This window comes from Aquisalimonas lutea, from assembly GCF_030409225.1.
Lineage (GTDB): Bacteria > Pseudomonadota > Gammaproteobacteria > Nitrococcales > Aquisalimonadaceae > Aquisalimonas > Aquisalimonas lutea.
Map to the genome: position 1 here is coordinate 20,544 of NZ_JAUFPK010000005.1, position 17,090 is coordinate 37,633.

General features: G+C 68.0%; 15 protein-coding genes. 14 read left to right on the forward strand and 1 reads right to left on the reverse strand.

What is annotated here, in order from left to right; translation table 11 throughout:
• The first annotated feature begins 2 nt into the window (after positions 1–2).
• Positions 3–455, forward strand: coding sequence for a single-stranded DNA-binding protein (gene ssb, locus QWY84_RS14230; protein WP_290203459.1), 453 nt, complete (start codon positions 3–5; stop codon positions 453–455).
• 21 nt (positions 456–476) lie between these two features.
• On the opposite strand, the gene QWY84_RS14235 is transcribed toward ssb, so the two are convergent.
• Positions 477–1,376 carry an SMP-30/gluconolactonase/LRE family protein gene (locus QWY84_RS14235; protein WP_290203460.1) on the reverse strand — a complete coding sequence of 300 codons (900 nt, stop codon included), beginning with the start codon at positions 1,374–1,376 and terminating at the stop codon, positions 477–479.
• Positions 1,377–1,816: 440 nt separating this feature from the next.
• On the opposite strand from QWY84_RS14235, the gene QWY84_RS14240 reads away from it, so the two are divergent.
• From QWY84_RS14240 to QWY84_RS14300, 13 genes are all read left to right on the forward strand, one after another.
• On the forward strand, positions 1,817–3,772 hold the full coding sequence (locus tag QWY84_RS14240; protein ID WP_290203461.1) for an AMP-binding protein: 1,956 nt from the start codon (positions 1,817–1,819) through the stop codon (positions 3,770–3,772).
• Positions 3,773–3,778: 6 nt separating this feature from the next.
• Positions 3,779–4,600: an ABC transporter ATP-binding protein gene (locus QWY84_RS14245; RefSeq protein ID WP_290203463.1), complete on the forward strand. Its 822-nt coding sequence runs from the start codon at positions 3,779–3,781 to the stop codon at positions 4,598–4,600.
• 2 nt (positions 4,601–4,602) lie between these two features.
• Positions 4,603–5,487, forward strand: coding sequence for a branched-chain amino acid ABC transporter permease (locus QWY84_RS14250; RefSeq protein WP_290203464.1), 885 nt, complete (start codon positions 4,603–4,605; stop codon positions 5,485–5,487).
• A 4-nt stretch (positions 5,488–5,491) separates the two neighbouring features.
• Positions 5,492–6,550 (forward strand): branched-chain amino acid ABC transporter permease, encoded by a 1,059-nt coding sequence (locus QWY84_RS14255; protein ID WP_290203465.1) that lies wholly within the window; start codon positions 5,492–5,494, stop codon positions 6,548–6,550.
• A 108-nt stretch (positions 6,551–6,658) separates the two neighbouring features.
• The gene (locus QWY84_RS14260) at positions 6,659–7,993 is read left to right on the forward strand and encodes an ABC transporter substrate-binding protein (RefSeq protein ID WP_290203466.1); all 1,335 of its coding nucleotides are present in this window, start codon (positions 6,659–6,661) and stop codon (positions 7,991–7,993) included.
• Between the two features lie 64 nt (positions 7,994–8,057).
• A complete protein-coding gene (locus tag QWY84_RS14265; RefSeq protein WP_290203467.1) occupies positions 8,058–8,885 on the forward strand; it encodes an ABC transporter ATP-binding protein in 828 nt (275 codons plus the stop codon).
• Between the two features lie 42 nt (positions 8,886–8,927).
• Positions 8,928–10,172, forward strand: coding sequence for a phenylacetate--CoA ligase family protein (locus QWY84_RS14270; protein ID WP_290203468.1), 1,245 nt, complete (start codon positions 8,928–8,930; stop codon positions 10,170–10,172).
• Positions 10,173–10,240: 68 nt separating this feature from the next.
• Positions 10,241–11,758: a CoA-acylating methylmalonate-semialdehyde dehydrogenase gene (locus QWY84_RS14275; protein ID WP_290203470.1), complete on the forward strand. Its 1,518-nt coding sequence runs from the start codon at positions 10,241–10,243 to the stop codon at positions 11,756–11,758.
• A 48-nt stretch (positions 11,759–11,806) separates the two neighbouring features.
• Positions 11,807–12,967, forward strand: a complete 1,161-nt coding sequence (locus QWY84_RS14280) for an acyl-CoA dehydrogenase family protein (protein WP_290203471.1) — start codon at positions 11,807–11,809, stop codon at positions 12,965–12,967.
• Positions 12,968–13,014: 47 nt separating this feature from the next.
• Complete coding sequence (locus QWY84_RS14285) at positions 13,015–13,791, forward strand: enoyl-CoA hydratase (RefSeq protein WP_290203472.1); 777 nt, start codon at positions 13,015–13,017, stop codon at positions 13,789–13,791.
• The gene (locus QWY84_RS14290; RefSeq protein WP_290203473.1) at positions 13,791–14,915 is read left to right on the forward strand and encodes an enoyl-CoA hydratase/isomerase family protein; all 1,125 of its coding nucleotides are present in this window, start codon (positions 13,791–13,793) and stop codon (positions 14,913–14,915) included. The genes QWY84_RS14285 and QWY84_RS14290 overlap by 1 nt, the downstream gene beginning before the upstream one ends.
• Positions 14,916–14,966: 51 nt before the next feature.
• Positions 14,967–15,872 (forward strand): 3-hydroxyisobutyrate dehydrogenase, encoded by a 906-nt coding sequence (mmsB, locus tag QWY84_RS14295; RefSeq protein ID WP_290203474.1) that lies wholly within the window; start codon positions 14,967–14,969, stop codon positions 15,870–15,872.
• Entirely contained in the window at positions 15,869–16,675 is an 807-nt protein-coding gene (locus QWY84_RS14300; RefSeq protein ID WP_290203475.1) for a crotonase/enoyl-CoA hydratase family protein, read from the forward strand. Before mmsB ends, QWY84_RS14300 begins: the two co-directional genes overlap by 4 nt.
• The last annotated feature ends 415 nt before the right edge of the window (positions 16,676–17,090 follow it).

Consider the following 17,090-nt stretch of genomic DNA (forward strand, 5'->3'; position numbering starts at 1 on the left):
ACATGGCCCGCGGAGTGAACAAGGTCATCCTGATCGGCAATCTCGGCGCCGATCCCGAGGTCCGCTACAGCCCCAGCGGGGCGGCGGTGACCAACGTCCGTCTGGCGACCACCGATTCGTGGCGCGACAAGCAGACGGGGGAGCAGCAGGAGCGCACCGAGTGGCATCGGGTGGTGTTCTTCGGCAAGCTTGCGGAGATCGCGGGCGAGTACCTGCGCAAGGGCTCCAAGATCTACCTGGAGGGGCGCCTGCAGACCCGCAAGTGGCAGGGGCAGGACGGCCAGGATCGCTACACCACCGAGGTGGTGGCCGGGGACATGCAGATGCTGGACGGCCGCGGCGGCGGTGGCGGCGGTGCACCCATGGACGACAGCGGCGGCCGCAGCCAGGGGCAGTCCGCTCCACAGTCGTCCCCCGAGCCCGCGGACGACTTCGACGACGATATTCCCTTCTGAGCGATTCCTCCCCTCGTACCCTCAGGGGATGCCCGCGTGCGGGGCGTCCACGCGGACGGTCCACAGGGCCGCCTCCCGGGCGGCCCGGCGCTTTCGCTCCGAGGAGTCGGGCGCGCAGCACAGCAGCAGCGTCCGACCGTCGGCGCCGCCGAGCATGCAGGCGAACACGCCAAGCCCGTCGGGGCCGGTCACGGTGTCCACGATCTCGCCCCCTTCCGCGACCCGGATGCAGCGCCGGCCCACGGCATCCGCGACCCAGATACAGCCATCGGCATCGAGGCAGCACCCGTCCGGCGCCACGGCAAGGTGCCGGCGCATCTCGCCGGCAGGATACCGCGTCGGATCCTCCCCGAACTGCGCCCAGGTACGGCGATCCACCAGTTCGCCCTCCCGGGACACGGTGAACGCCGTCAGCCGGCCGGCGAAGGTCTCGGCGACCACCAGGGTGCCGCCGTCCGGGAAGATCGCCATGCCGTTGGGGAAGTAGAGATCCCCGGCCGCGGGCATGCTCGTGCCGCCCGGGTCGATGCGCGCCAGCGTGGCCGGGCGCGGGTCGTCCCCGGCCATGAGGTCGAAACCGAAGTTGCCGACCCATGCACGCCCCGAGGGATCGACCACCATGTCGTTGGCGTGCCCGGTGGCGATCCCGGCGAGGGTGGCGTGCTCCGTGGTCCGGCCGTCGGGCCAGCGACGGAGCACGCACTGGTCCCGCATGGATACCGCCAGTAGCGAGTCGTCGGGGAGCCAGCCCAGGCCCGAGGGCCGTCCGGGGACCGTCAGCACCGTCTCCTGCCCGCCGTCCGGCGCGACCGTGTGGACGGTATGCCGGTAGAAGTCGGACACCCACCAACGACCTTCGTGCCAGCGTGGGGCCTCGAAGAAGCATCCGCCGGTCAGCAAGGGGGTCGGAGGTGTTGCCATGGGCGCTCCCCGTTGCGTCGATCCACCAGTGTCCCGGGCGTGCGTCTCGCGAGGCGCAGCATTCCGGCTGCAAGGGGGGCCGGTCAAGCCCGTGTTGCTCATACGGAGCACCGGCTCGTCCGTTGCTGCGCTGCCGCATCGATCGTGCCGGGCAGGACGGCTGTACACCTTGCATTTGCTGCCAGAGTCAGTAATCTGAAGGCGTAATAATCATTATAAATGTGGCCAATATAAGAGAACCGGCTGCATAAATCGGGAGGAGAACAAAGGATGTGGCACGCATTCGATGCGCGCGCGCCGCGGTCATGCCCTGCACAACGCACACGGGCGATCCGCTTTCCGGTCCTTCTTCCCTTCCGCGTTCTGGAATCCGGCTGAGTCCATGGCACAGTTGTGCCTGCGGGGACTGAATCCGCTAATGTTTGCAAGAGGCTGATGTAATGGCGGAAAGCGCAAGCGAACGCAACGACACCTTCCCCAAGCTGCTCATCCGCAATGCCCGGGAGCGGCCGCAACGGGCGGCGATGCGCGAGAAGGACCTGGGCATCTGGCAGACCTGGACCTGGAGCCAGGTGCTCGACGAGGTGGAGGCCCTGGCCGGGGGGCTCAAGAGCCTGGGCCTGGAGCGCGACGACAAGGTGGCCATCGTCGGCAACAATCGGCCTCAGCTGTACTGGGGGTTCGCGGCCCCGCAGGCCATGGGTGCGGTGCCCGTGCCGGTCTACCAGGACTCGGTGGCCGACGAGATGCAGTACGTGCTCGATCACGGCGACGTCCGCTTCGCCTTCGTCGAGGACCAGGAGCAGGTCGACAAGATTCTCTCGGTGAAGGACCAACTGCCGAAGCTCGAGGCGGTCATCTACGAGGATCCCCGCGGCCTGCACAACTACGACGAGCCCTTTCTCTACTCCCTCGAGGCCGTTCAGGACCAGGGGCGGGCGTACGCTCGCTCCCACGAGGGCTTCTTCCGGGAAGAGGCCGCCAAGGGGCGGGGCGGCGACCTGTCGGTCATCGTCTACACCTCCGGGACCACCGGCCGCCCGAAGGGCGTGATGCTCAGCTATGACAATCTGCTCAAGTCCGCCGAGCACGCCGTGAAGTTCGATGGCCTGACCGAGAACGACGAAACCCTGGCCTACCTGCCCATGGCCTGGGTGGGCGATCACTTCCTCACCTACTGCCAGGGGTTTCTGGCGGGGTTCTGCCTGAACTGCCCGGAGTCGCCGGATACCGTCATGACGGATCTGCGCGAGATCGGGCCGTCCTACTTCTTCGCTCCGCCGCGCACCTGGGAGAACCTGATCACCAACGTCATGGTGCGCATGGAGGACGCCAGCCGGATCAAGCAGCGGATTTTCCACTACTACCTGCGGCTTGCCCGCCGGGTGGGCGTGGATATCCTCGAAGGCAAGCCGGTTTCCACCGCTGACCGGATCAACTACGCCATCGGCAACCTGCTGGTCTACGGACCGCTGCGCAACGTCCTCGGCTTCTCGCGGATCCGTGTCGCCTACACCGCCGGCGAGGCGATCGGTCCGGATATCTTCGATTTCTTCCGCTCCATCGGCGTCAACCTGAAGCAGCTCTACGGCCAGACCGAGTGCTCGGTGTACCTGTGCCTGCAAACGGACGACGACGTGCGCCCCGATACCGTCGGCCCCCCTGGCGAGGGCGTGGAGATCCGGCTCGACGATAACGGTGAGGTGCTCTACCGCAGCCCCGGGGTGTTCATGGGCTACTACAAGAACGACGAGGAGACGCAGAAGACCAAGACCCCCGAAGGCTGGGTGCACAGCGGCGATGCCGGGCTGTTCACCGAGGATGGGCACCTGCGCATCATCGACCGCGCCAAGGATGTGGGGCGACTCAACGACGGCACGATGTTCAGCCCGAAGTTCGTGGAGAACAAGCTCAAGTTCCACCCGCACATCATGGAGGCGGTGGCATTCGGGCACGAGCGCGAGTCGGTGATGGCGTTCATCAATATCGACTTCGAGGCGCTCAGCAACTGGGCCGAGCGCGAGAACATCACCTTTACCGGCTACGTGGACCTGGCCGGGCGACCGGAGGTCTACGACCTGATCCGCCAGGAGGTCGAGGCGGTGAATCGCGATCTCGCCTCCGACCCGGAGCTTGCCCCCATCCAGATCACCCGCTTTGTCATCCTGCACAAGGAGCTGGACCCGGACGACGGCGAGATCACCCGGACCCGCAAGGTGCGGCGGCGGATCATCAACGAGCGCTACGGCGAGCTCATCGAGGCCCTCTACCGGGGCGACGAGAGCGTCCAGTTCGAGGTGCCCGTCACCTACGAGGACGGCAGCACCGGTGTCCTCGGCGCGACGCTGCGGATCAGCGACGCGACCACCTACCAGCCCATGAGCAAGGCAGGATAAGACTCCATGGCAGCACAACCCCAGGAAAGCGCCGGCGCCGCCCGTGCCGGAGAGAGCCTGCTGAAGGTCGAGGACGTGCAGCTCTCGTTCGGCGGCGTGCACGCGCTGCGCAACGTGAGCTTCGAGATCCGCCGCCGGCAGATCTTCTCCATTATCGGCCCCAACGGTGCGGGCAAGTCGTCCATGCTCAACTGCATCAACGGCTTCTACCAGCCCAGCGCCGGCACGATCACCTACAAGGGCGAGCCGCGCAAGCAGATGCGGCCGTACCAGGCCGCCAGCCAGGGCATCGCCCGGACGTTCCAGAACATCGCCCTGTTCACGGGCATGAGCACGCTCGACAACATCATGACCGGGCGCCACCTCAAGGCACAGTCGACGCTGGTGGAGAACGCCCTGTGGATCGGCCGTGCCCGGCGCGAGGAGATGGCGCACCGGCACTTCTGCGAGGAGATTATCGATTTCCTGGAGATCCAGCAGCACCGCAAGACCCCGGTGGGAACACTGCCCTACGGCCTGCAGAAGCGCGTCGAGCTCGGGCGGGCGCTGGCGGCGGAGCCGGAGCTGCTGCTCCTGGACGAGCCCATGGCCGGCATGAACCTGGAGGAGAAGCAGGACATGGCCCGCTTCATCCTCGACGTCAATGACCAGTACGGCATGACCATCGCCCTGATCGAGCACGACATGGCCGTGGTCATGGACCTCTCCGACCGCATCGTGGTGCTCGACCACGGCGAGAAGATCGGCGAGGGCACACCCGACGAAGTGAGCTCCGATCCCCGGGTCATCGAGGCCTACCTGGGTACGCAACAGGAAGAGGAGGCCTGACCATGGCGTTTTTCATCGAGGTACTGGTCGGCGGCCTGCTGGCGGGGTTGATGTACTCCCTCGTCGCCCTGGGCTTCGTGCTGATCTTCAAGGCCTCCGGCATCTTCAATTTCGCCCAGGCGGCGATGGTGCTGTTCGCCGCCATGTTCATCGCCGGCATGAGCGGTGAGTGGGGTGTGCCGCTGTGGCTGGCGATACCCATCACCATCGTCCTCATGATCGGCGTTGCCTGGGTGGTGGAACGCGTAGTGCTGCGGCCCCTGGTCAACCAGGAGCCGATCGTGATGTTCATGTCCACCATCGGCATCTTCTTCTGCCTCATCGGCATCGCCGAGATCTTCTGGGGCAGCAGCTCCCGGACGCTGGATGTGGGCATTCCGCGGGATCCCATCTTCGTCGGCAACATGCTCTTCCAGACCTACGATCTGGTGGCCGGCGGCATCGCCGTCGTGCTGGTTCTGCTTCTGGCCGCGTTCGCCCAGTGGACCCGCATGGGCCGGGTGCTGCGGGCAGTGGCGGACGACCACCAGGCCGCCCAGGCGGTGGGGATCCGCCTGAGCACCGTCTGGGTGGTGGTGTGGTCCATCGCCGGCTTCGTGGCGGTCGTGGCGGGCGTGGTCTGGGGCGGCAACCTGGGCGTGCAGCCGGTGATGGTCGATGTGGCCTTCAAGGCGCTGCCGGTGCTGCTGCTGGGCGGGCTCACCTCCATCCCGGGCGCCATCGTCGCGGGCCTGATCATCGGCGGGGGCGAGGCGCTGGCCGAGGTCTACCTGGGCCCGATCATCGGTGGCGGCATTCAGGACTGGTTTGCCTACATGATCGCCATGGCCTTCATGGTGTATCGCCCGGAAGGCATGTTCGGCGAAAAGATCATCGAAAGGATCTGACTGCATGATTTACCGTGAATCCGGACAGTTCAAGACGACCTACGCGGCCGACCAGGCCATGCTGCCGATCCTGCAGGACAAGATCTTCGTCCTGGCGGTGATCGCCCTGGCCGTGGCGCTGCCGTTCCTGGTCTCCAACTACGTGATCCAGGCGCTGCTGCTGCCGTTCCTGATCTATTCCCTCGCGGCGATCGGGCTCAACATCCTGGTGGGCTACTGCGGCCAGATCTCCTTGGGCACGGGCGGATTCATGGCGGTGGGGGCCTTCGCCGCCTGGAATATCCTCACCCGCATGCCGGAGATGCCCATCCTGGTCGGGTTCGTCCTCGGCGCGCTGTGCGCCTCCGGCGCCGGGGTGCTCTTCGGGCTGCCGGCGTTGCGGATCAAGGGCTTCTATCTCGCCGTCACCACCCTGGCGGCCCAGTTCTTCCTGGTCTGGCTGCTGCAGCGACCCTTCTTTGTCGACTACAGCGCCACCGGCGTGATTTCGGCCCAGGAAATCCAGCTACTCGGCTGGACCGTGGACAGCGGTATCGACAAGTACCTGTTCGCCCTTGCGGTGGTCGTCATCATGGCACTCGTCGCCAAGAACCTGGTGCGCAGCTCCACCGGCCGCAAGTGGATGGCCATCCGCGACATGGACGTGGCCGCCGAGATCATCGGCATCCGGCCCATGATGACCAAGCTCAAGGCGTTCGCCGTGAGCTCGTTCTTCGTGGGCCTCGCCGGGATTCTCTGGGCCTATCTGTACCTGGGCCAGCTCGAGGCCAACGCCTTCGACATCTACACCTCGTTCGACGTGCTGTTCATGGTGATCATCGGCGGCCTGGGCTCGATCCTGGGCAGCTTTCTCGGGGCGGCCTTCGTGGTCCTGGTGCCGATCTTTCTCAACATCGTGCCGGGCTGGCTGGGGCTGCCCCTGGATACGGCCATGGTCAGCTACATCGAGGTGTTCACGTTCGGCGCGCTGATCATCTTCTTCCTGATCGTCGAGCCGCACGGGCTGGCCCGGCTGTGGACCATCGCCAAGCAGAAGCTGCGCTTGTGGCCCTTCCCGTACTAATCTGGAGGGGCCCGGTCCGGAAGGGTTTCTGGAGGGTATGACGCGGCCGGCCGGTCGCGTTATTGGGAGCGTCAAACGGGTCTGGGTACCCGTATGGAGGAGAAAGCAATGACAAAATCAATGACCCGGAAGCTGGCGGCGGCGGGTCTGGGGCTCATCGTCGGTTTGACCGGCATGGCGACAGCCCAGGCCCAGTCCGAGGAAGCCCAGTATCTGCCCAGTCTGGTATACCGTACCGGTCCCTACGCCCCTAGCGGTGTGGGCTTTGCCGACGGTTTCTCCGACTACGTTACCCTGGTCAACGAGCGCGACGGCGGCATCAACGGCGTGCCCATCGAGCTCGAGGAGTGCGAGACCGCCTACTCCAATGACCGGGGCGCGGAATGCTACGAGCGGCTCAAGAACCGTGGCGACGGCGACGGCGCGACGGTCATGGCGCCGCTGTCCACCGGCATTACCTACACCCTGATCCCGCGCACCCGCGAGGACAATATCGTCCTCCATACCATGGGCTACGGGCGTGCCGACGCAGCCTACGGCCCGGTGATGGACTGGGTGTTCATGGTGCCCACCACCTACTGGTCCAGCACCACGGTGACCATGCAGCACATCGCCGACCAGGAAGGCGGCTGGGAGAACCTGGAAGGCAAGACCATCGTCCATGCCTTCCACGACTCCGCCTACGGCCGCGAGCCGCTGGAAGTGCTGCGGGGCTATGCCGAGGAATACGGCTTCACCCTGGAGGAGATGGCCATCTCGCCCCCGGGCGTGGAGCAGCGCTCCGTGTGGACCCAGATCCGCCGCATGCAGCCCGACTGGATCTCGCTGTTCGGCTGGGGCGTCATGAACCCCACGGCGATTCGTACCGCCAACTCCATGGGCATTGATGTCTCGAAGATCATCGGCGGCATCTATGCGGCCCAGGATGATGCGGTGGAGCCGGCCGGCAGCGCCGCCGAAGGCTACAAGGCGGTAACCTTCCACGGTCCGGGCAGCGACTACCCTGTCTACGACGATCTCCAGGAGTACGTCTATGACCCGGGCCTGGCGGCCGGCGACGGCAGCCAGCAGGGCAAGATCGCCTACAACCGCGGGCTGATCAACGCTGCCTACATCATCGAGGCCTGGCGCCAGGCGCAGCAGGAGTTCGGTGAAGGCGAGGTCATGGGCCGCGAGGAGACCAAGTGGGCCTGGAACCAGCTGACCATCACCGAGGAGCGCACCGAGGAGCTGGGCATGAAGGGCCTGATGCCCCCGGTGGACGTGACCTGCAGGGACCACGAGGGTGGCGGCCTGGCCCTGATCCAGCAATGGAACGGCGAGTCCTGGGAGCAGGTGACCGACTTCATGGAGCCCGACATGGAACGGGTGTTCCCGCTCTACAGGGAATCCGCGCTGGAGTACGCCGAGAGCGAAGGCGTCGAAGTCAAGGAATGCGACTAGGCGATACGCGGGCCCGGGGGCACGATGCCCCCCGGGCCTTTTGTCTCGCGTCGGAGAATGACTAATGGCTGAAGCAACAACAGCGCGGGATCCGCTGCTGGTCATGCAGAACGTGGAGGTGGTCTACAACCACGTCGTTCTGGTGCTCAAGGGCGTTTCCCTGGAAGTGCAGGAGGGCGACATCGTGGCCCTGCTCGGCGGCAACGGCGCCGGCAAGAGCACGACGCTCAAGTCCGTCTCCGGATTGCTGACCGGGGAGCGCGGCGAGATCACGCGGGGGCACATTACCTACCAGGGCGAGAACGTCAGCCACATCCCGGCGCCGGCCCGGGTGGAGAAGGGGCTGTCCCACGTCATGGAAGGGCGACGGGTGTTCGAGCACCTGACCGTGGAAGAGAACCTGACGGTGGGCGCCTACAGCCGCAATATCAGCACGCAGCAGACGCAGCAGGACCTGGAGCGCGTCTACGAATACTTTCCCCGTCTCCGGGAGCGGCGCCGTTCCACTGCCGGGTACACCTCCGGCGGCGAGCAGCAGATGCTCGCCCTGGGGCGGGCACTCATGGCGAGCCCGAAGATGATCCTGCTGGACGAGCCGTCCATGGGCCTGGCTCCGCAGCTGGTCGAGGAGATCTTCGAGATCGTCTCCCGGCTGCGTCGCGAGCAGCAGGTCACCTTCCTGGTGGCCGAGCAGAACACCAATGTCGCGCTAAAGCACGCGGATTTCGGCTACATCCTGGAGAACGGCCGCGTCGTGCTCTACGGCACCGGCAATGAGCTGCGCGAGAACGCGGACGTCAAGGAGTTCTACCTGGGCGTCGGCTCCGGCGAGGCGCGCAAGAGCTTCCGCGACGTCAAGCACTACCGCCGGCGCAAGCGCTGGCTGGCGTGAGCGGGGCGCCGGCGTCATTCGATCTGGTCAAGGAGTTGAATCTTGAGTGACAACCGCTATTTCGATGCACGCGAGACGCGCTCGCCGGACGAGCGGCTGGCCGAGCAGATGGCCATGGTGCGTACCGTGCTCGAGCACGCGCGGAGCCGGTCCCGGTACTGGGGCGATCAGCTCGCGGACGTGGACCCGGCGTCGATCCGCGAGCCGGCGGACATGGCGCGCATTCCGCTGACCCGCAAGGAGGACATCCCGGGCCGGCACGCGGAGCAGCCCCCGTTCGGCGGCATGGAGGCGGCCTCCATGGCCGACATGGCCCACGTCTTCCAGTCCCCCGGCCCCATCTTCGAGGCCGCCGAGGACAAGGGCGACTACTGGCGCTTCGGTCGCGCGTTCTGGGCCGCCGGCCTGCGTCCGGGGGAGCTGGTCCACAACACGCTCTCCTATCACCTCACGCCCGCGGGCATGATGCTCGACAGCGGCGCCCGGGCCGTCGGCTGCCCCGTGTTCCCGGCCGGCATCGGCAATACCGACGTGCAGGTCGAGGCCATCGAGCGCCTGCGACCGCCGGTGTACGCCGGCACGCCGTCGTTCCTCAAGGCGCTTCTGGACAAGGGCCAGGAGCTCGGCCGCGACGTTTCGTCCATCAATCGGGCCCTGGTGGGCGCCGAGCCGCTGAGCAGCAGCCTGCGCGAGGAAATGGGCAGCCGCGGCGTGCGCGTGCTGCAGATGTTCGGCACCGCCGAGCTGGGCCTGGTCGCCTACGAGTCCGAGGCGGTAGAAGGGCTCATCACCGACGAGGACGTCCTGGTCGAGGTGGTGCGTCCCGGCAGCGGCGAGCCGGTGGCCGAGGGTGAAGTGGGCGAGATGGTGGTGACCGTGCTGCGCGCCGGGGCGTTCCCGATCATCCGCTTCGCCACCGGCGACATGACCGCCTTCCTGCCCGGGCCCAGCCCCTGCGGGCGCACGGCGCCGCGGATCAAGGGCTGGATGGGGCGCGCCAACCAGACCACCAAGGTCAAGGGCATGTTCGTCACGCCGGAGCAGATCAATGCCGTCATGGCGCGGCACCCGGAGATCCGGCGGGCGCGCCTGGTGGTGACCCGGGAGAACGAGAAGGACGCCATGACCCTGCATGTGGAAACCCAGGCAGGGGATGCCGGTCTGAATGACAGGATCGCGGAATCCCTCCAGGCCGTCACCAAGATGCGCGGCGACGTGCGCGTGGCGGCGGAAGGGGAGCTGCCGAACGACGGCAAGGTGATCGCGGACGAGCGCTCCTTTGACTGAGTCCGGGATCGCGCCGTCACGACGGTGCAACAACCGATCCCTGCCGAGGCAGGGTGCGAGGAGATGCCATGAGTACCGTACGTAGTGAGACCACGCAGAACGTGCCGCTGCTGATCAACGGCGAATTCGTCCAGAGCACCACCGGCGACTGGATCGACGTCACCAACCCGGCCACCCAGGAAGTCATCGGCCGCGCCCCCGTGGCCACGGATGCCGAGATGGCCCGGGCCATCGGTGCCGCCGAGGAGGCGTTCCGGACCTGGCGGGACGTGCCCGTCCAGGAGCGCATGCGCTGCCTCATGCGCTACCAGGCCCTGCTCAAGGAGCACCACGACGAGCTGGCGGAGATCCTCGCCCGGGAGACGGGCAAGACCATGGCCGACGCCAAGGGCGATGTCTGGCGCGGCATCGAGGTGGTGGAGCACGGCTGCAGCGTGCCGACCCTGATGATGGGCGAGACCACCGAGAACGTCGCCAAGGGCATCGACACCCACAGTATCGTCCACCCCATCGGCGTGTGCGCCGGGATCACCCCGTTCAACTTCCCGGCCATGATCCCGCTGTGGATGTTCCCGCTGGCGGTGGCCTGCGGCAACACCTTCGTGCTCAAGCCCTCGGAGCAGGACCCGCTGACGCCCATGCGGCTGGCGGAGCTGTGGCACGAGGCCGGGTTCCCGGCGGGTACGCTGCAGGTGGTGCACGGGCGCAAGGACCAGGTGGACTACCTGCTGGAGGACCCCGCCATCAAGGCCGTGTCCTTCGTCGGCTCGGTGCCCGTGGCCACCCACGTCTATCGCACGGCCACGCACAACCTCAAGCGGGTGCAGTGCATGGGCGGCGCCAAGAACCACATGGTGGTCATGCCCGACGCCAACAAGGAGCAGGTGATCAACCACCTGGTGGGCGCATCCTGCGGGGCCGCCGGCCAGCGCTGCATGGCCATCTCCGTGGCCGTGCTGGTGGGCGAGGAGACCCGCGGCTGGATGGACGAGATCCGCGAGGCGGTGGGCGGTATCCGCCCCGGGCCCTCGGACGACCCGGACGCCGCCTACGGGCCGCTGATCAGCCCGGCCGCCAAGGAGCGCGTCGAGCGCTTGATCGGCACGGCGGAGCCGGAAGGCGCGAAGCTTCTGCTGGACGGGCGCGGCCATACCGTGGACGGCTACCCGGACGGCAACTGGGTGGGGCCGACGCTCATCGACGATGTCACCACGGACATGACCGTCTACCAGGAGGAGATCTTCGGCCCGGCGCTGCTGTGCATGCACGTGGACACCCTCGAGGAGGCCATCGAGCTGGTCAACGCCAACCCCTACGGCAACGGCACCTCCATCTTCACCCGTTCCGGGGCGGCGGCGCGCAAGTACCAGCACGAGACCGAGGTCGGCCAGGTCGGGGTGAACATCCCCATCCCGGTGCCGGCGCCGTTCTTCTCGTTCACCGGCGGCAAGAACTCCTTCTTCGGCGACCTGCACGCCTACGGCAAGCAGGCGATCCGGTTCTACACCGAGACCCGGACCGTCATCAGCCGCTGGCCGGAGTCGGACCTGCCGTCCGGGCCCAACATGACCATCAGTATGCGGTAGTACCGGCGGGGCGGCCGCAGGCCGCCCCGACCGATCGGGAGAGCCCGCATGGATTTCGAACTGAACGACGATCAACTCGCGTTCCGGGAGACCGCGCGCGAGTTCGCCGAGCGCGAGCTCGCGCCCAACGCGGCGCGCTGGGACGAGGAATGCATCTTCCCGGTGGAGACCCTGCGCCTGGCCGGCGAGCTGGGCTTCTGCGGTGTCTACTGCCCCGAGGACGTGGGCGGCCTGGGGCTGTCGCGGCTGGACGCGACCATCATCTTCGAGGCGCTGTCCGCCGGCTGCACCTCGACCACGGCCTACATCACCATCCACAACATGGCCACCTGGATGGTGGCGACCTTCGGCCAGGCCGCGGTACGCGAGGCCTGGTGCCCGCAGCTCACCGCCGGCGAGAAGCTGGCCTCGTACTGCCTCACCGAGCCGGGTGCGGGCTCCGACGCGGCGTCGCTGCGAACGAAAGCAGTCCGCGACGGTGACGGCTATCGGCTGACCGGCAGCAAGTCGTTCATCTCCGGCGCCGGCGAGACGGACCTGCTGGTGGTCATGGCCCGCACCGGCAGGGAGGGTGCCGGCGGCATCTCCGCCTTCGCCGTGCCCGCCGACGCCGAGGGCATCAGCTACGGCCGCAAGGAGGGCAAGATGGGCTGGAACAGCCAGCCCACCCGGGGCATCACCTTCGAGGATGTCTACGTGCCCGCGGACAACCGCCTGGGCGAGGAGGGCGACGGCTTCAGGATCGCCATGAAGGGCCTGGACGGCGGGCGGCTGAATGTTGCCACCTGCTCGGTGGGCACCGCCGCGGCCGCCCTGGATGCCGCCCGCCGTTACGCCGGCGAGCGCAAGCAGTTCGGCCAGGCGCTGGGCGAGTTCCAGGGCGTGCAGTTCAAGCTCGCCGACATGGCCACGGAGCTGGTCGCCGCCCGGCAGATGGTGCGCCTGGGGGCGGCGCGGCTGGACGCCAACCACCCCGAGGCGACCACCTACTGCGCCATGGCCAAGCGCCTGGCCACGGACCTGGGCTTTCGCATCTGCAACGAGGCCCTGCAGGTCCACGGTGGCTACGGCTACATCCGCGAGTATCCGCTGGAGCGCCACGTCCGTGATGTGCGGGTGCACCAGATCCTGGAAGGCACCAACGAGATCATGCGGGTCATCATCGCCCGGCGCCTGCTGGCACCGGGCGGCGAGAATGTTGTCGGCTGAGGCGCTGTCCCGGCCGGGATCCACACGCAGCAACACTGGGGACATCAATGGCTTTCGAAACCATTACCAGCGAAAAGCGCGACGGCATCGGCGTGATCACGCTCAACCGTCCCAAGGTCCTGAATGCGCTCAACAGCACCCTCATGGGCGAGCTGGGTGAAGCGCTGGCCGCCCACGAGGCGGACGACGAGGTGGCCGTGATGGTCATCACCGGCAGCGAGAAGGCCTTCGCCGCCGGCGCGGACATCAGCGAGATGCAGCCCAAGAGCTTCGCCGATGTCTACAGCGAGGACTTCATTACCGCTCAGTGGGAGGAGGTGACCCGCTGCCGCAAGCCGGTCATCGCCGCGGTGGCCGGCTACGCCCTGGGCGGCGGCTGCGAGCTGGCGATGATGTGCGACTTCATCCTCGCCGCGGATACGGCCAAGTTCGGCCAGCCGGAGATCAAGATCGGAGCCATCCCGGGGGCGGGCGGCACGCAGCGGCTCACCCGCTTCGTGGGCAAGTCCAAGGCCATGGAGATGTGCCTCACCGGCCGCATGATGGACGCCGACGAGGCCGAGCGCTCCGGCCTGGTCAGCCGGGTGGTGCCGGCGGACCAGCTCCTGGACGAGGCCATGAAGACCGCCGGGAAGATCGCCGGGCTGTCCCGGATCACGGTGCCCATGTGCAAGGAGTCGGTGAACCGCGCCTATGAGACCACGCTCTCCGAGGGGGTGCGCTTCGAGCGCCGGGTGTTCCATTCCGTGTTCTCCACCGAGGACCAGAAAGAGGGTATGGCGGCCTTCGTCGACAAGCGCGAGCCGCAGTGGAGGCACCGGTAATGAGCGACACGCCCGTCGTTTTCGAGACCCTGGACACCGCCGACGGCCAGCAGCTCAAGCGGGTGCGGCTGAACGCCGAGAAGTCGCTGAACTCGCTGAGCCAGGCCATGATCGATGCGCTGCAGCCGGCCCTGGACGAGTGGGCCGCGGACGATGCCGTGGCCGCCGTGTTCCTGGAGGGCACCGGCGACAAGGCCTTCTGCGCCGGCGGCGACGTGGTCAGCCTCTACCACGACATGCGCCGGCACGCCGAGGGCGAGCCGGCGCCGGTGGCGGAGCGGTTCTTCACCACGGAGTACCGGCTGGACCACACGGTGCATACCTATCCCAAGCCCATTGTCTGCTGGGCGGACGGCATCGTCATGGGCGGCGGTGTCGGCCTGCTGGCGGGCACCAGCCACGGCATTCTCACCGAGCGCTCGCGGCTCGCCATGCCGGAGATGCCCCTGGGCCTGTTCCCGGATGTCGGCGGCACCTTCTTCCTCGGCCGCATGCCCGGGCGCATGGGCTACTACCTGGGCATTACCGGCGAGCACGTGTTCGGCAGCGATATCTTCGAGCTGGGCCTGGGCAGCTACATGATCGCCTCGGACCAGCGCGAGACCGTGGTCGAGGCCCTGCGGGCGGCACGCTGGGGACGCTCCGACCGCGACCGGCACGAGACCGCGAGCCAGGTGCTGGCAGGCGTGTGGCAGGCCCATGATGCCTCGGGTGCAACGCCGCTCATGGACCGGTTCGCGACCATCCAGGCGCTGACCGACCATGCAACGCCCGGCGCCGTGGTGGAGGCCATTCATCGCGCCGCCGACAGCGACGAGTCGCTGCAGTCGGTGGCCAAGGGGCTGGGGCGCGCCTGCCCCGTGTCCCAGGCGGTATTCGACCGGCAGTACCGGGGCGGCCGGCACCTGTCCCTGGCCGAGTGCTTCCGGCGGGAGCTGGCCATGGCGGTGCAGGCATCGCGCCGACCGGACTTCCGCGAAGGCGTTCGCGCCCTGCTGGTGGACAAGGACCGCAGCCCGAGCTGGTCCGTGCCGTCCCTGGCGGAGGTCCCCGAGGCCACCATCGACGCGCATTTCACGCTGCCGGCGGACTACACGTCGCATCCGCTGGCGGATCTGTCGTAACAACGCCCGGGGCCGAACGGGCCCGGGCCAAGCCGTCTGGAGGAGGGAGCCATGGCGACCATCGGTTTCATCGGACTGGGCAACATGGGCGGCCCCATGGCCACCAACCTGGTTAACGCCGGCCACACCGTGCAGGTGTTCGATCTCGCCACGGAGGCGGTGGAGAGGCTCGCGAAGGCCGGCGCGACCGGTTGCCAGAGTGCTGCGGAGGCCGCCAGCGGCGTGGAGATGGTGATCACCATGCTGCCGGCGGGCAAGCACGTCCGCAGCCTCTACCTGGGCGACGACGGGCTGCTGGCGAACGTCGCGCGCGGGACGCTGCTGGTGGACTCCAGCACCATCGATGCGGACACGGCCCGGGCGGTCGCCGCCGAGGCGGAGCAGGCCGGCTGCCCCATGATCGACGCCCCGGTCTCCGGCGGCGTGGCGGGCGCCGAGGCGGGCAAGCTGGTGTTCATGGTGGGCGGCGCGAGCGGTCCCGTGGAGCAGGCGCGGCCGGTGCTGGACGTCATGGGCCGGGCGGTGTTCCACGCCGGCCCGGCGGGGGCCGGGCAGGTGGCCAAGATGTGCAACAACATGCTGCTCGCCATCAGCATGATCGGCACCTCGGAGGCCATCAACCTGGGCGTCGCCGAGGGGCTCGACCCCAAGGCCCTGTCGGACATCATGCAGCAGGCCTCCGGCGGCAACTGGGTGCTCAACGGCTACAACCCCTATCCCGGGGTCATGGACGGCACGCCGGCCTCGCGCGGGTACACCGGCGGCTTCGGCACCGCCCTCATGCTCAAGGACCTGGGGCTCGCCCAGGACGCCGCGCTCAAGGACGGCAAGGCGACGCCGCTAGGGGCGCTGGCGCGCAATATCTACGCGCTCCATGATGCCGGCGGCAACGGCCACAAGGATTTCTCCAGCGTGATCGAGTTCCTGCAGCACGGCGGAGGATCGGCGTCGCAATGAGCGGCATCCGGGTGGAAAAGGACGGCCCGGTGACCACGGTGATCCTGGATCGCCGGCATGCGCGCAATGCCGTGGATCCCGACACCGCCCGGGCGCTCTACCGGGCCTTCCTGGACTTCGACGCCGACCCGGACGCCAGCGTCGCCGTGTTCTGCGGCGACCACGGCACCTTCTGCGCCGGAGCCGATCTCAAGGCGGTCTCCTCCGGGGCCCTGGAGGCCTATCTCGGGGAGCTGGACCCGCCGGAGGACGCCGCGGAAGTGACCGGGTCACCGGCGCCCATGGGCCCGTCGCGGCTGCTTCTCAGCAAGCCGGTCATCGCCGCGGTGTCCGGCCACGCCGTGGCCGGCGGCATGGAGCTGGCCCTGTGGTGCGATCTGCGGGTCATGGAAGAAACCGCCGCCTTCGGCGTCTACTGCCGACGCTGGGGCGTGCCGCTCATCGACGGCGGCACGGTGCGGCTGCCGCAGATCATCGGGCTGGGGCGCGCCATGGACCTGATTCTCACGGGCCGCCGGGTGGACGCGGACGAGGCCCACGCCATGGGCCTGTGCAACCGCGTGGTGCCTGAGGGCGGGGCACGCGCCGCCGCCGAGGAGCTGGCCCGGGAGCTGGCGCGCTTTCCGCAGCTTTGCATGCGCATGGACCGGGCGTCGGCCTATGCCCAGCACGGGCAGGGGGTCGGCGAGGCCCTGCGGCACGAGTACCGGCAGGGCCTGCGCGCCCTGCGCGAGGAAGGGGTGGCCGGGGCAAGCCGCTTTGCCTCGGGCCAGGGTCGTCACGGCGACTTCGACGACCTGTAAGAGGCTTCCCATGCCGAAGCGCTCGCCAGATGCGTCCCTGCCCGCCGCGGCTGAAGCGCTTGCCGCGGGGCCGGCGAGGCCGTGCGTGGGAGAGGGAGCCGGCAGGGGCGTCTTCCGCCACGGTGATGCCGGGGCTTGCCGGTTGCTTGTCGGCTGTGGCCATCGTAGGGACGGCCGAGGCTGGGTCGCGACTGACGTCGCTCCTACAGCGGGCCGGGGGGAGGTCTCTTCCGAGACCCGCTGTGGGAGGGGCTTCAGCCCCGACCGCCCCGGCTGGGCGGCGCTCTGGAAGGTCGCGGCTGAAGCCGCTCCCACAACCATGTGTGCCAGCCGCCGCCGTAGGAGCGACGTCAGTCGCGACCGTCTCCAGACCCAGACCGACCCGGCGTTTTCGCCGGGCCGGCCGCAGGTCTAT